Origin of the sequence: Brevibacterium sp. HMSC22B09 (genome assembly GCF_001806795.1) — a bacterium.
Lineage (GTDB): Bacteria > Actinomycetota > Actinomycetes > Actinomycetales > Brevibacteriaceae > Brevibacterium > Brevibacterium ravenspurgense.
The window spans coordinates 89,184-102,725 of record NZ_KV786021.1 but is presented as its reverse complement, the minus strand read 5'-3'; the positions used below and the strand labels follow the sequence as shown (position 1 = coordinate 102,725).

General features: G+C 61.6%; 12 protein-coding genes and 1 tRNA gene. 6 read left to right on the top strand and 7 right to left on the bottom strand.

Annotated elements, in window-relative coordinates; translation table 11 throughout:
• Positions 1 to 46 precede the first annotated feature (46 nt).
• Together HMPREF3087_RS06655 and rsrA are read left to right on the top strand one after the other, a co-directional pair.
• Complete coding sequence (locus HMPREF3087_RS06655) at positions 47 to 775, top strand: sigma-70 family RNA polymerase sigma factor (protein WP_141738893.1); 729 nt, start codon at positions 47 to 49, stop codon at positions 773 to 775.
• Positions 772 to 1,044, top strand: a complete 273-nt coding sequence (gene rsrA / locus HMPREF3087_RS06650) for a mycothiol system anti-sigma-R factor (RefSeq protein WP_062021772.1) — start codon at positions 772 to 774, stop codon at positions 1,042 to 1,044. The genes HMPREF3087_RS06655 and rsrA overlap by 4 nt, the downstream gene beginning before the upstream one ends.
• Before the next feature lie 147 nt (positions 1,045 to 1,191).
• Here rsrA and HMPREF3087_RS10820 read toward each other — a convergent pair whose 3' ends face one another.
• The 3 genes from HMPREF3087_RS10820 to HMPREF3087_RS06640 all read right to left on the bottom strand — a co-directional run bounded on the left by HMPREF3087_RS10820 (position 1,192) and on the right by HMPREF3087_RS06640 (position 5,672).
• On the bottom strand, positions 1,192 to 1,272 hold the full coding sequence (locus HMPREF3087_RS10820) for a 50S ribosomal protein bL37 (RefSeq protein WP_370919328.1): 81 nt from the start codon (positions 1,270 to 1,272) through the stop codon (positions 1,192 to 1,194).
• Between the two features lie 78 nt (positions 1,273 to 1,350).
• On the bottom strand, positions 1,351 to 1,959 hold the full coding sequence (locus tag HMPREF3087_RS06645) for a GDSL-type esterase/lipase family protein (RefSeq protein ID WP_070428533.1): 609 nt from the start codon (positions 1,957 to 1,959) through the stop codon (positions 1,351 to 1,353).
• A complete protein-coding gene (locus HMPREF3087_RS06640; protein WP_070428532.1) occupies positions 1,956 to 5,672 on the bottom strand; it encodes a multifunctional oxoglutarate decarboxylase/oxoglutarate dehydrogenase thiamine pyrophosphate-binding subunit/dihydrolipoyllysine-residue succinyltransferase subunit in 3,717 nt (1,238 codons plus the stop codon). The genes HMPREF3087_RS06645 and HMPREF3087_RS06640 overlap by 4 nt, the downstream gene beginning before the upstream one ends.
• A 267-nt stretch (positions 5,673 to 5,939) precedes the next feature.
• Between HMPREF3087_RS06640 and HMPREF3087_RS06635 the strand changes: the two genes are divergently transcribed.
• The 4 genes from HMPREF3087_RS06635 (at position 5,940) to HMPREF3087_RS06620 (ending at position 9,515) form a co-directional block, all read left to right on the top strand.
• Positions 5,940 to 7,247 (top strand): hemolysin family protein, encoded by a 1,308-nt coding sequence (locus HMPREF3087_RS06635; protein WP_070428531.1) that lies wholly within the window; start codon positions 5,940 to 5,942, stop codon positions 7,245 to 7,247.
• Positions 7,244 to 8,296 carry a hemolysin family protein gene (locus HMPREF3087_RS06630; protein ID WP_070428530.1) on the top strand — a complete coding sequence of 351 codons (1,053 nt, stop codon included), beginning with the start codon at positions 7,244 to 7,246 and terminating at the stop codon, positions 8,294 to 8,296. Before HMPREF3087_RS06635 ends, HMPREF3087_RS06630 begins: the two co-directional genes overlap by 4 nt.
• 152 nt (positions 8,297 to 8,448) lie before the next feature.
• The gene (locus HMPREF3087_RS06625; protein WP_070428529.1) at positions 8,449 to 9,399 is read left to right on the top strand and encodes a M15 family metallopeptidase; all 951 of its coding nucleotides are present in this window, start codon (positions 8,449 to 8,451) and stop codon (positions 9,397 to 9,399) included.
• A 43-nt stretch (positions 9,400 to 9,442) separates the two neighbouring features.
• Positions 9,443 to 9,515: transfer RNA gene (locus HMPREF3087_RS06620), tRNA-Arg, on the top strand.
• Positions 9,516 to 9,875: 360 nt separating this feature from the next.
• On the opposite strand, the gene HMPREF3087_RS06615 is transcribed toward HMPREF3087_RS06620, so the two are convergent.
• From HMPREF3087_RS06615 to arsB, 4 genes are read right to left on the bottom strand one after another with little or no spacing between them, the layout of a single operon-like run.
• Positions 9,876 to 10,934 carry an ArsO family NAD(P)H-dependent flavin-containing monooxygenase gene (locus HMPREF3087_RS06615; RefSeq protein ID WP_070428528.1) on the bottom strand — a complete coding sequence of 353 codons (1,059 nt, stop codon included), beginning with the start codon at positions 10,932 to 10,934 and terminating at the stop codon, positions 9,876 to 9,878.
• Positions 10,935 to 10,945: 11 nt separating this feature from the next.
• Entirely contained in the window at positions 10,946 to 11,356 is a 411-nt protein-coding gene (locus HMPREF3087_RS06610; RefSeq protein WP_070428527.1) for an arsenate reductase ArsC, read from the bottom strand.
• A gap of 20 nt (positions 11,357 to 11,376) precedes the next feature.
• The gene (locus HMPREF3087_RS06605; RefSeq protein WP_070428526.1) at positions 11,377 to 12,378 is read right to left on the bottom strand and encodes a metalloregulator ArsR/SmtB family transcription factor; all 1,002 of its coding nucleotides are present in this window, start codon (positions 12,376 to 12,378) and stop codon (positions 11,377 to 11,379) included.
• A complete protein-coding gene (gene arsB / locus HMPREF3087_RS06600) occupies positions 12,375 to 13,469 on the bottom strand; it encodes an ACR3 family arsenite efflux transporter (protein ID WP_070428525.1) in 1,095 nt (364 codons plus the stop codon). The genes HMPREF3087_RS06605 and arsB overlap by 4 nt, the downstream gene beginning before the upstream one ends.
• Positions 13,470 to 13,542: the final 73 nt, after the last annotated feature.

Below are 13,542 nucleotides of genomic sequence, written 5' to 3'. Positions count from 1 at the left end.
CCATGACAAGCCGTTGTGTTCAGTGAACAGATCGAGAGGAGACCGCATGGTTCTGTGCAAAGAGCGACAGACATCGGCCGAGGCCGCGGCGACCGGTGCGTCAGGCACCCGGACAGCTGACTTCCCAGAGGCCCCACATCACGGCGACGTAGCATTGACCGTGATGAGTGAACCGATTGATCTTGAACGCGAAACGGACGAAGAGCGCTCAGCGCGCTTCGAAGCCGACGCCCTGCAGTACGTCAACCAGCTGTACGCGGCCGCCATGCGCATGACCCGCAACCCCGCAGACGCTGAAGACCTCGTCCAAGAGGCGTATTTGAAGGCATACGCGGCCTTCCACCAGTACAAGCCCGGAACCAACCTCAAAGCGTGGCTCTACCGGATTCTGACGAACACGTTCATCAACAACTATCGGAAGAAACAGCGCCAGCCGCTGGAATCCAGTGATGACGACATTCAGGACTGGCAGCTGCACCGGGCAGCCAGCCACACCTCGGACCAGGGGCGTTCAGCCGAGCTCGAAGCTCTCGACCAAATGCCCGACTCCGACGTCAAAGAGGCACTGGCCAGCCTGAAGGATGACTTCCGGATGGTGGTGTACTACGCGGACGTCGAAGGTCTCCCGTACAAGGAAATCGCCGAAATCATGGACACACCAATCGGCACGGTGATGTCCCGTCTGCACCGTGGACGCCGTCAGCTGCGAGACAAGCTCGCTGACTACGCGGCGGAGCGGGGCATCGGCACAGCGAAGACGGAGGCGAAGAAATGACAGAGACAAATCGCTGGAGTTCGTGTCGCATGGAAAGCCTGGAGCGCATCTACGGCTACCTCGACGGTGAGCTCGGACCCGAAGCCTGTCAGGCGATCGAAGCGCATCTGCGCGACTGCGAAGAATGCTCTGACGAATACCAGATCGAGTCGATGCTCAAGGAGCTCGTGCGCCGCTCGTGCAACTGCGACGTCGCACCGGAAGGGCTCGCTGATCGCATCCGCGCCAGGATCACGGTCGAGCGCACCCAGATCCACTGGCAGGGCTGAGCTGTCAGGGCTGAGCCGTCGTCACCGTCGAATGACAGGCAGTACCGAATGACAGACTGCACGGCTGGCTGAAGTCAGCAGACAAACAAGAAGGGCGTGATGGTGATTAACACCATCACGCCCTTTGCGTCTATATGAGACCGAGGATCAGCGACCTGCGTTGGGGCGCTTGCCGTGGTTAGCGGGCTTGTTCCTGCGGTCCTTGCGCTTACGTCCGCGCTTGCTCATAATGATCTCCTCCTGGTCAACTACGGTATTCTTTCACACTGTTGCGCTCACGCCAAATAATGTGAGCTGCACCTCGTGTCAGGCGGTGACGTCGTCTACGCCCAGCCACTCAAACCAGCCGCGGTTGAGCACCAGCCATGACAACAGCCCGTAGCCTTCCTGACCGGGCAGACCTTCGCTCGATGTGGCAAGTTCTCGCTGCCAGACAGCGTGGTCTGCCAGGGGAGTGAAGCAGTCGACGTACGGGATGCTACGGCGCAGTGCGACTTCCGAAAAACCGCGGTTGAGCTCTTCGATCTGACGGTTTTCGCGCTGACTGCGTCCGGGGGTCGGCCCGACAACGAATGCGGAGTATCCGCGGCTGAGGGCCTGGTCGAGAATATTGGCCAGGTTCAGACGGGATCGTGCCGTAGAAATTCCCGCGGCGATGTCTCCGCAGCCTGGCGCAAGCACCAGTCGCTTGTCGTCGTCATCGCCGTAGCGGAGCTCGGCCTCTGCGATGCAGCGGTCGGCAAACTGTGCGGAGTCTTCGCTCGGAGCAGCCAGAGTGTAGAACCTGGCGTTTTCGAGCGCTGGGTGAGTGCGGACAGCCACCCGGCCAACCCAGCCCAGTGCACGACCGTCGCCGTGGCCGGCAACCAGGTGGTCACCGGCCACGACGATCGATGTGCGCCTCTTCGGGGTCACTTATCGAAAACCCGCTTGATGACTTCGGCCTGTTCGTAGTCGTGAACCTTCTTCAGACCGGTAGCCGGGGCCGCCGAGGATGCGCGGCTGACGGGGCGCAGGGTGCGACCGTCGAGCACGGGGTCCAGGTGCAGGGCCATGAACGGGTAAGCACCCTGGTTCTCCGGTTCTTCCTGAGCCCACACGATTTCGGCATCCGCCGGGTAGGCGCTGAGCACGTCCTTCACCGCGTCGGTGTCGAGCGGGTACAGCTGCTCCATGCGGACAATCGCCGTGGTTTCGTCGTTGCGCTTGCTGCGTTCGGCAACCAGGTCCCAGTAGAACTTGCCGGCGACAAGCACCACGCGGTTGACCTTGGAAGCGTCGACGGTCGTGTCCGGGATGATCGGCTCGAAGCGGCCCGAGGTGAACTGCTCGACGTCCGTGGCAGCTGCCTTGAGGCGCAGCATGGACTTAGGTGTGAAGATCACCAGCGGGCGTTTGTTCTCGGTGTGTGCGTGACGGCGCAGCAGGTGGAAGTGCGAAGCGCCGTTAGACGGGTAGGCAACCGTCATGTTGTTCTCTGCGCACAGCTGGAGGAAGCGCTCGATGCGGGCCGAGGAGTGGTCTGGGCCCTGGCCTTCGTAGCCGTGGGGCAGCAGGAGGACAACACCGGAAAGCTGTTCCCACTTCTGTTCCGAGGACGCGATGTATTCGTCGATGATCGACTGTGCACCCTGCGCGAAGTCACCGAACTGGGCTTCCCACAGCACGAGGGCCTTCTTGTTCTCTACGGCATAGCCGTATTCGAAGCCCATGGCCGCGTACTCGCTCAGCAGGGAGTTGTAGACCCAGAAGTGAGCCTGCTCGTCGGTGAGGTTGGCAAGCGGCGTCCACTCGTTGCCGTTGTCGTGGTCGATCAGGACCGCGTGGCGCTGAGTGAATGTACCGCGGCGGGAGTCCTGACCGGCAAGGCGGACCGGGATGCCCTCCATGAGGACCGAACCGAAGGCCAGCAGTTCCGCGAAGCCCCAGTCGATGCCGCCGGAGCGGGACATTTCCTGACGCTTCTTGAGCAGGCTGCGCAGCTTCTTGTGGACTTCGAAGTCTTCGGGAACGTCAACGTGTGCGTCACCGATCTTTTCGACGATGTCTTTCGAAACTGCGGTTTCGACTTCGGTGCCGAAGTCGCTCGGTTCGATGTCGATCTTCTGCGGGAAGCCGGCGTCGGCGCCTGCGGACTTCTCGGCTTCCTTCGTTTCTTTGAAGGCAGCTTCGAGCTTGTTCTGGTAGTCCTTGACGACTTCGGAGACCTGTTCGTCGCTGATGAACTTACGGCCGACAAGCGATTCGGTGTAGAGCTTGCGCACCGAAGCCTTCTTGTCGATCAGCGAGTACATGACCGGCTGGGTCATCGACGGGTCGTCGCCCTCGTTGTGGCCGCGGCGGCGGTAGCACACGAGGTCGATGAAGATGTCGCGGTGGAACGTCTGGCGGAATTCGAATGCCAGGCGGGCAGCGCGGAAGACGGCTTCGGGGTCATCGCCGTTGACGTGGATGACCGGGGCCGAAATCGACTTGGCGACGTCGGTTGAGTAGAACGACGAGCGAGCCGATGCCGGCGAAGTGGTGAAGCCGACCTGGTTGTTGATGACCACGTGGATCGTGCCGCCGGTGCGGTAGCCGCGCAGTTCGGACTGCTGAACAGTTTCGAAGGCCACACCCTGACCTGCGACAGCAGCATCACCGTGGACGAGGATCGGCAGAACGCCGAAGCCCTCTTCGCCGTGGTCGAGTTCGTCCTGCTTGGCGCGCACAATGCCGCCGAGGACGGGGTTGACGGTTTCGAGGTGGCTGGGGTTTGCAGCAACCGACACCTTGGTGGTGTTGCCGGCGGGCGAGGTGAAGGAGCCGTCCATGCCCAGGTGGTACTTGACGTCGCCGGAGCCCTGGAAGGATTCGGGCGACTGCACGCCGTCGAATTCGCGGAAGATCTGTGCGTAGGACTTGCCCGCGATGTTCGTCAGCACGTTGAGGCGACCGCGGTGAGCCATGCCGATGGCGACTTCTTCCAGACCTGCGTCAGCTGCTTCGTTGGCGATTTCGTCCAGCAGGACGATGGTCGATTCGCCGCCTTCGAGCGAAAAGCGCTTCTGGCCGATGTACTTGGTCTGCAGGAAGGTCTCGAAAGCCTCTGCCGCGTTGAGACGGCCCAGGATGTGGCCCTGTTCTTCGCGGGTGAGCTCTTCGTGGGGGATTTCGATCTTCGACTGGAACCAGCGGCGCTGCTCCGGGTCGGCGATGTGCATGTATTCGTAGCCGGTCGTGCGGCAGTAGGCGTCGCGCAGCAGGCCGAGGATGTCGCGCAGGGGCATGACGGGCTTGCCGCCGAAACCGCCGGTTGCGAAGGAGCGCTCGAGGTCCCACAGGGTGAGGTCGTGGTTGTTGATGTCGAGGTCCGGGTGCGTGCGCTGGCGGTAGACCAGGGGGTCGATGTTCGCCATGAGGTGGCCGCGCGTGCGGTACGAGTCGATGAGCTCGATGACGCGGGCGGTCTTGTTGACGTCGTCGGTGTCGGATGCATCGAGGTCGGGCATCCAGCGGACCGGTTCGTAGGGCAGCTGGAGGGACTCGAAGATTTCGTCGTAGAAGCCGTCGCCGCCCAGCAGGTACTCGTGGACGAGCTTGAGGAACTCACCCGAGCCCGCACCCTGGATGACGCGGTGGTCGTAGGTCGAGGACAGGGTGACGACCTTGGAGACGGCCAGGCGGTTGATGGTCTCCTGGCTTGCGCCCTGGAATTCTGCCGGGTAGTTCATGGCGCCGACGCCGACGATGGCGCCCTGGCCGCGCATGAGGCGGGGGACGGACATCATGGTGCCGATGCCGCCGGGGTTGGTCAGCGACACGGTGGTGCCGGCGAAGTCCTCAGCGCCGAGCTTGCCGTTGCGGCCGCGTTCGACGAGGTCGTCGTAGGCTGCCATGAATTCGCGGAAGGTCAGCGTGTCGGCGGCCTTGACGTTGGGCACCAGGAGCATGCGGGTGCCGTCGGGCCGGGGAACGTCGATCGCAAGACCGAAGTTCACGTGGGCCGGCTGCACCATTGCGGGCTTGCCGTCCTGTTCGTCGTAGTAGACGTTCTGGGTGGGCATGGCCTTGAGTGCCCTGATCACGGCGAAGCCGATGATGTGGGTGAAGGAGACCTTGCCGCCGCGGGTGCGCTTGAGGTGCGAGTTGATGACGATGCGGTTGTCGATCATCGCCTTGGCGGGAAGCTGGCGGTAGGACGTTGCGGTGGGGACGTTGATGGAGTCGTCCATGTTGACGGCAACGGCCTTGGCCGGTCCGCGCAGTTTCGTGACCTTGTCTTCGGCGTCCTGGGGTGCCGAGGCGGACTTCTGCGCGTTGCCGGCTGCGGAATTCTTGGAGGCGGCGGTCTTGGATTCGGCCTTCGGGGTTTCCGCTTCCGTCGACGAAGGGGTTACGCCCTTGGACGACGTCGAGCTCTTCTTCTGTGTGCTCTGCGAAGATGCGGCGGGGGCCTTCTTCTGCGGGGCCGCCTTCTGTGCGGCAGGGGCCGAATCGCTGCTCTGAGCTTCGTACTTTTCGAAGACCGGCCACCAGGCCTTGTCTACTGAGTTCTTGTCTTTCAGGTACTGCTCGTAGAGCTCCTCAACCAGCCATTCGTTCGAGCCAAAGTCTTCGGCCGTGATGGTCGGGTTCGATTCAGACACGGCACTGATCGCCTTCTTCCTAAGCTTCGGTGGGTACAACGACGTCGCGGACCAGTCTAGCCAATTGAACCGGCCGTATCCCGCATGGTTTCAATTTCGGCTGTGTCATCTGTCACCTTGCCCTTTGCAGGCCTGGTTCCTTGTGCGGTTGCCGTGTCATTTCCTGCTTGCGGTTCGCTACGATGGCCTCATGAAATATGCCAGTTTCGGCCCGGCGTTGACCGTCGGGCTTGTATGCGCCTCGGATTTGTTCGGGGTTGTTCTGTAGTGGAGTGGCTGTATCTGGGCTTGGCCCTCCTCATGATCGTCGGCACGGGCTATTTTGTGGCCGGCGAATTCTCTCTCCTGACGCTCGATCGGCACGATGTCGACAAAGCGCTTGCCGAAGGGCAGCGGGGCGCCAAGTACCTCGATCTTGGCCTGAAGCATCTGTCGACCCAGCTGTCTGCCGCGCAGGTCGGCATTACGCTCACGACCCTTTTGACGGGCTACTTGATGGAGCCGTCGGTCGGCGTGATTCTCCGACGCCTTTTCGGTGCGTTTGACCTTCCAGCTGCCGCCTCGCAGTCTCTGTCGCTTGTCATTGCACTCATCATTTCGACGTTCTTGTCGATGGTGATCGGTGAGCTTGTGCCTAAGAACATGGCCATTTCCTCTCCGATGACGGCAGCGAAGATCGCTGTTCCGTTTCAGTATTTCTTTTCGGTTGTATTCAAGCCGGTTATTGCGTTCCTCAACGGGTCGGCGAATAAGGCGCTGCTCTCTATGGGAATTGAGCCGCAGGAAGAGTCTTCGGCGGGTCGGTCGGCTGACGAACTGACCGCGCTTGTTCGGCACTCTGCTGATGAAGGTGCAATTGATGAGCAGACCGCCGACCTCGTGGCCCGCACTCTGAGCTTTTCTGAACTCACCGCGGAGGACATCATGACTCCGCGCACGCGCATGGTGTCTGTCAATAAGGACTCCACTGCTGCCGACATCATCGCGCAGGCCCGCTCGACTGGCTTTTCGCGTTTCCCGGTGGCGGGGGACTCGCGCGATGACATCGTCGGCATTGTGCATGTCAAGCACGCGATCGCCGTTCCCTTCAGCAAGCGTGAGGACGCCTACGCCGGTGGTCTTATGTCGGAGCTGCGCGAGGTGCCTGACACTTTGGAACTGGAGCCTCTCCTCCTGCTTCTGAGGCAGGAAGGGAACCAGGTTGCCGTCGTCATTGACGAATACGGGGGCACTGCTGGTCTTGTGACGCTGGAAGACGTGGTCGAGGAGCTTGTCGGCGAAGTCGCGGATGAGCACGACCGACTGCGCGTTATGGTGCGGCCCGCTCGTGACGGCTCGTGGATCGTGCCGGGCATGATGCGTCCGGACGAGGTAGTGGAGGCCACCGGTATGGAGATTCCCTCGGACTCTGACTACGAGACCATGGCCGGACTCGTTCTCTATCGCTTGGGTGAAATTCCCAAGGTCGGTGCGCGCATCAGCATTGACGGCGCTGACCTTGTGGTCGAGCGGATGATGGGGCACCGGATTGAGCGTCTGCGCATGATCCCCGACTATTCGAGGACGGCGCTGTGAACGACTGGTTGGGACTTCTGTGGCTTGTCGTTCTCATTTTGGGCAATGCCTTCTTTGTGGCTGCTGAATTCAGCGTTGTGTCGGCGCGTCGATCGCAGATCGAGCCCTTGGCTGATCAGGGGCGTCGCTCGGCTAAGACCGCGCTGTACGCGATGGAGCACGTGTCTCTTATGCTGGCGATCTGTCAGCTGGGCATTACGGTCTGCTCCCTCATGCTCGGCAACGTTGCTGAGCCGGCTATTCATCACCTGTTGGCGGGTCCGCTCGAGTGGATGAAGATTCCTCCTGCCGCCGCGAGTACGATCGGCTTCGCGATTGCGCTTTCGATTGTGACGTTCTTGCACGTGGTCGTCGGCGAAATGATTCCGAAGAACATTGCCTTGGCGGAAGCAAAGCATGCGGTGTTGCTTCTGGCACCGCCGCTGGTGGTGTTGGCGAAGATCTTCGGCTTTGTCATCCATCCGCTCAACGCTTTCGCCAATGCGCTGCTGAAGCTGTGTGGGATCACTCCGCGTGATGATGTCAATGCCGCCTACACAGTCGAAGAAGTCCAGGCGATCGTCGCCGAATCCAAACGCGAAGGTCTGTTAGCCGACGAAGGCGGGCTGCTCAAGGGAGCTTTGGAGTTCTCGGACAAAAAGGCCTCCGATGTCATGGTTCCCATTCAGAAGGTCGTCACTGTCGCAGCAGATGTGACTCCGGAGCGGATTTCCAGCCTGGTGGGGCAGAAGGGCTTTTCGCGGTTCATTGTGCTCGGTGCTGATGGCACGCCCGATGGCTACATTCACGTCAAGGACATCCTGTATGTTGAGGACGAAGTCGACTATGAAAAGCCCGTGCCCTCGAAGCGCTTCCGTTCGCTTGTCACGATTTCAGCTGAAGAAGAGATTGAAGATGCTCTGCAGCGCATGCAGGAAGCGGGCAATCATGTCGGCTGCGTCATGAGTGCAAAGGGCAAGCCGGTAGGCGTGCTGTTCCTTGAGGATGTGCTCGAGGAGCTCGTGGGTGAGGTTCGCGACGCAATGCAGCGCGAGTCGGCCAGCCGATGAGGATGTGAAGTGCGTCTCGGCGGTGATCTGCCTGTGATCATCACACTCGTTGCGTAACAGAATTGTGAAGATCGTTATTGTTCGTTACACTGCTGTAACATCGAGTGCCGTCGATGACGGTGCATCCGTGAATGTTTTTCTGAGGGAGGATCGTGGACGCAGGATCGAACGGCCAGCCTATGCGCCGACGCGACATTCGCCGCGCAGAGAAGCGCTCTGCACGTCGCGCCAAGTTCAGCTTTATGCGCCACCCCGAGGCCGCACCTCCAGTTGCTGAAGCGCATACTTCCGAAACAGCCCTTGCGCCGGCCGTCACCACTCCTGTTGCCGCCGCGACTGTTCGCGGATCCGACGGTTCTCGTCTCCGCGCCTACCGTATGCGCCGCCGCCTTGCCGGTTCGTCTGTCGCTGCAGTCGCAGCGCTCGGCGTGATCGGCGGTGGCTTCGCTGTCATGAGCTCCAGCCTTGGGTCGTCTGCCTACGCGAAGGCTGAAGCGTTCGGCGATGCACCGGACGGTCTGCGCGCAGAAGCCGTTGACGGTGCCGGCGGTCAGGGCGGCGATTCGACCTCAGGTCAGGACAGCAGCCTGTCCGGCGGTGTTCTGAGCTCTGAGGGCGGCAAGGCACACGCGGCCTCGCGCACTATCGAGCGCACTGCGCTGCCCGGATGCTCCGGCAAGGCCCCCACGGGCGAAGCCAAGAACGGAGAGCTCCCTGACGATTGGATGTGCAAGATCGGCAAGGGCGGTCACAAGCTCCGCGCTGACGCAGCAGTCGCCTTTGCTCAGATGAACGCCGCCTACAAGGCGGACACCGGCAAAGATCTCGAGATCACCGACAGCTACCGTCCCATCGGATCGCAGCAGGCAGTTGCCGCTTCCAAGCCCGGACTTGCTGCCAAGCCCGGCACCTCGATGCACGGCTGGGGCATCGCCATCGACTTCGGCGGTGGCGCCGAAACTGCCAGCGGCCAGCAGTACGACTGGCTTGTCGCTCACGCCGGCGAATATGGCTGGGAGAATCCCGAATGGGCCAAGTCCAGCAAGTATGAGCCGTGGCACTGGGAGTATGTGCCGGCTCGCAAAATGATCAAGGGTCACTGATCCTTTCGGCTTTCTGACGCGTGATACAGTTGGAGAGCTTTTCGCCCGCGTAGCTCAGTGGATAGAGCGTCTGCCTCCGGAGCAGAAGGTCGTAGGTTCGAATCCTGTCGCGGGCACGAGAAAGGGCTCCTGGTCAGCGGAAACGTCGATCAGGGACCTTCTTCATGCCTGTCTCTAAGGGGGCGTGTGTGCACTGAGGGGCGCAATATTCAACGGGCCGCCGGCTGCATGGGGCTGCCCAAGGGATGATGGGCTCATGCGCATCGACGAGTTCTTCCAGGAGTCGCTCGTCGCTGTGGCCGGACCCGCTTGAGCCGGTCTGCTGGGCGGATATCCTGCTATGGCAATTGTGATGGCAGTACTGCTCTTTGGTGCCGGTGGGCTGATAACTCGATCCTGATGTCAGGTTCCAGGGCTGTCCCATCCACTGTAGCGCCAGCCGAAGCAGTACTCGATTGGTATTGGCATCGCGGCAGCTACTGTGCTTGAGTGCTTCGCACGTATTCGCTCACGTCCGCGACCGCAGACTTCGCTGTGCGGGCGGCACCGATGATGGTCGCGGAGGAAAACCCCGTCCAATCGCCATACCCCAACAGGTGCAGACCAGGAACATCGATGCTTCGAGTTCCCGTGGTGACTGGATGCCCGTTCTCCCAGGTCAATTCGAGACCCTCGAGATGCTTGAGGTGTGGTTTGAAGCCGGTGCACCAGATGATGGCATCACAGCTGTACTCACTGCCGTCGGCCCACGAAACCCCAGCCGAGGTCAATCGCTCGAACATCGGCGAGGCGCTCAAGCTGCCACGATCGCGTGCAGCCCGAACGGGCGGGACCATGACGATATCGCCAAGCCCCGACACGCCATCGTGGTCGCGCCCGGCCCGCTGGGCCGCCTCGCGGGCGGTGGCAACATCGAAGAGCACTCGTCCATCGACGTCATCAGGCATGAACCGTGGTCGGCGCTGCGTCACCCACAGTGTCTGTGCCACGGTCGAGACTTCCGAGACGATCTGGGCGGCGGAGTTCCCACCGCCGACGATGACGACCCGTTGGTCGGTGTAGTCCTCGGGCGAATCGTAATCAACGGTGTGCAGCTGTCGTCCCGTGAAATCCTCACAGCCCGGATAGTGAGGGACATAGGGGCGTTGCCATGTTCCGGTGGCGCTGATGACCGCCGTGGTCTCCAGGGTGCCGGTATCGGTATCGACGAACAGCTGCCCCCGGCCCTGGTAGACATTGCTGACGTGGACCGGGCGTTGAACGGGTAGATCGTAACGGTGTTCGTACCGGGTCAGGTAGTCAACGACATGATCGGCGGTGGGAAATGACTCGCCCTTCTGCGCAGGCATCGGCCAGCCTGGCAGTGGACTGTATTCGGCGGGTGAAAACAGACGCAACGACTGCCACCCGTGCTGCCAGGCTCCGCCGGGGCCGGCGTGGTCGTCGAGAATTACGAATTCGAGACCTGCTCTGCGAAGAAAATATCCAGCGGCGAGGCCGGCCTGCCCGCCGCCGATGACCACGACATCAGTCATCCGGTGCCCCCTCAATCTTGCCCGAGTAAGTCAGCCGCGAGCGCCTCAATGCGGGTCTTGATGTCGTCGCGGATCAGGCGAACCGCTTCGATGCCCTGGCCCGCTGGGTCATCGAGTTCCCAGTCCTCGCAGCGCTTTCCCGGGAAGAAGGGGCATGCGTCGCCACAGCCCATGGTGATGACCGCGTCTGAGTCCTGCACAGCCTCGTCTGTGAGAACTTTCGGCTGCTCGGCGGAGATGTCGATGCCGTCTTCGCTCATCGCCTCGACCGCGATGGGGTTGATGTGTTCGGCCGGGACGGATCCTGCTGAGCGGACTTCGATGCGGTTGCCCGCATAATGGCGCAGGTAGCCGGCTGCCATTTGGGAACGGCCAGCGTTGTGGACGCACACGAATAAGACAGAGGGTTTGTGGTCAGTCATAGGGGCGGTCTCTCTTTCGATCAGCTGGTAAGGGAATCGAGTAGGGCCTGGACCCGGGTCGCAAGATCGTCGCGGATGCGTGTCGCTGTTTCAGGAGAGGCCAGTGCTGGGTCGGCGACTGCCCAATCCTCGTAGCGCAGCCCGGGCACGATGGGGCAGACGTCGCCGCAGCCCATCGTGATCACGACATCAGCCGCGCGAATCGCGTCATCGGTCAACGGCTTTGGGAACAGTTCCCCGACGTTCTCTCCGTCCAGGGTGCTGATGAGTTCGGCAACGTTCGGGTTGATTCCGGCCGCGGGAGTCGAACCTGCGGAGCGGGCGATGACCTTACCTCCGGATAAGTGACGTGTCAGGGCCGCGGCGAGTTGGGACCGGCCTGCATTGGCGACACAGATGAAGAGGACCTGCGGAGGTGCGCTGGCTCGGTCCCGGGTGATGTCAGCCAAGCGCTGCTTCGCGAAGCGCTCGGTCAAGGGGATGAGGCAGCGAGTGGTTTTCGCCGATCGAGCGAGCGCTGTGTAGGAATCGCGCACGATGCCGGTGACGGTCTCTGGCGACACACCAGCCGACGTTGCCGACAGGTCTGCGGCCAAACGGCTGATGCGGGCATCGACGTCGACGGCACTGCCCACCATTGTTGCCTCGGGCGGCGGGTTTGGTGCGATGACGGCGGGGGCGAACCCCTCCAGCAGAGCGCTCACAGCGGCCTGGCGACCAGCGGCAATCGAGTACCAGACCCAGGTGCCGCGACGTTGAGAGTCAAGCAGCCCCACTGTCTTCAGCACTTTCAAATGATGAGAGACAGTTGGCTGAGAAACATCGGCAAGCTCTGCAAGGTCGCAGACACATGACTCTCCACGCGGATCAGTGCTGATCGCTGAGAGCATCCGCAGCCGCAGAGGGTCAGCGAGTGCCTTGAGTGTGCCGGCAAGCGTCGTCGCGACGTCGAGAGCGATGGCGTGGGACGGGTCGGGGGCACACGGTTCATCGGCAGTCGGGGTCATAGTGGTTTCAGTCATGACGAGCTCGACTCCGTGGCGTAGGGGTCAGTGCGGAACCATGCCTTCGCGGCCCAGAGTGAGACATAGACGAGGCCGACCAGAACAGGAACCTCAATGAGGGGGCCGACGACTCCAGCCAGGGCCTGTCCGCTGGCAGCGCCGAAGGTGCCGATGGCGACGGCAATCGCGAGTTCGAAGTTGTTGCCCGCTGCCGTAAACGCCAGTGTTGTGGATCGAGCGTAGCCAAGACCGAGGCTCTTGCCGAGCAGGAGGCCGGCGAACCACATCAGCGAGAAGTAGACCAGCAATGGCAGTGCGATTCGAGCGACGTCCAACGGTTGACTGGTGATCTGCTCGCCCTGGAGCGCGAAGAGCAGCACGATCGTAAACAACAGGCCGTAGAGCGCCCAGGGCCCCACTCGGGGAATGAACTTCTCTTCGTACCACTGACGGCCGCGACGTTTCTCGCCGATCCACCGTGAGGCGAATCCGGCGATCAGGGGGACGCCGAGGAAGACGAGCACGTTGAGAGCGATCTGGCCCATTGACACGTCCAGGCCCTGTGTATCAAGTCCCAACCACGTGGGCAGGACAGTGAGGTAGAACCAGCCGAGGACTGAGAACATGACCACCTGGAAGATCGAGTTGATCGCGACCAGCACAGCGGTTGCCTCTCGGTCACCGCAGGCGAGGTCGTTCCAGATCACGACCATGGCAATACAGCGGGCCAGGCCGACGATGATCAATCCTGTGCGGTATTCGGGGAGGTCTGGCAGGAACAACCAGGCCAGAGCGAACATCACGGCGGGCCCGACCAACCAGTTGAGGATCAATGACGAGATCAGCAGCTTCTTATCGCCGGTGACGTCGGCGACCTTGTCATAGCGGACTTTAGCGAGGACGGGGTACATCATGACCAGCAAGCCAAGGGCGATCGGCACTGAGATGCTGCCGACTTCCAAATGGGAAAGAAGCTCAGAGACCCCTGGGATCAGCCGGCCGAGGAGGAGGCCCGCGATCATGGCCAGGCCGATCCAGGCCGGCAGCCACTTATCCAGTGTCGACAGGCGTGCGGGTGTTGTCTGCTGTGTGGTGGTGTCTGCAGTCATGCCGGGAGCTCCTTGATCTTGAATCGACACGTATCTATATTGACGCATGTCGATATAGGAGGCAATTGTCTGA

What these genes read in the sequence shown, in the direction of transcription:
- arsB (WP_070428525.1), bottom strand. Translation starts at nt 13,469, where the DNA reads ATGACTGCAGACACCACCACACAGCAGACAACACCCGCACGCCTGTCG.
- rsrA (WP_062021772.1), top strand. Translation starts at nt 772, where the DNA reads ATGACAGAGACAAATCGCTGGAGTTCGTGTCGCATGGAAAGCCTGGAG.
- HMPREF3087_RS06615 (WP_070428528.1), bottom strand. Translation starts at nt 10,934, where the DNA reads ATGACTGATGTCGTGGTCATCGGCGGCGGGCAGGCCGGCCTCGCCGCT.
- HMPREF3087_RS10820 (WP_370919328.1), bottom strand. Translation starts at nt 1,272, where the DNA reads ATGAGCAAGCGCGGACGTAAGCGCAAGGACCGCAGGAACAAGCCCGCT.
- HMPREF3087_RS06655 (WP_141738893.1), top strand. Translation starts at nt 47, where the DNA reads ATGGTTCTGTGCAAAGAGCGACAGACATCGGCCGAGGCCGCGGCGACC.
- HMPREF3087_RS06605 (WP_070428526.1), bottom strand. Translation starts at nt 12,378, where the DNA reads ATGACTGAAACCACTATGACCCCGACTGCCGATGAACCGTGTGCCCCC.
- HMPREF3087_RS06610 (WP_070428527.1), bottom strand. Translation starts at nt 11,356, where the DNA reads ATGACTGACCACAAACCCTCTGTCTTATTCGTGTGCGTCCACAACGCT.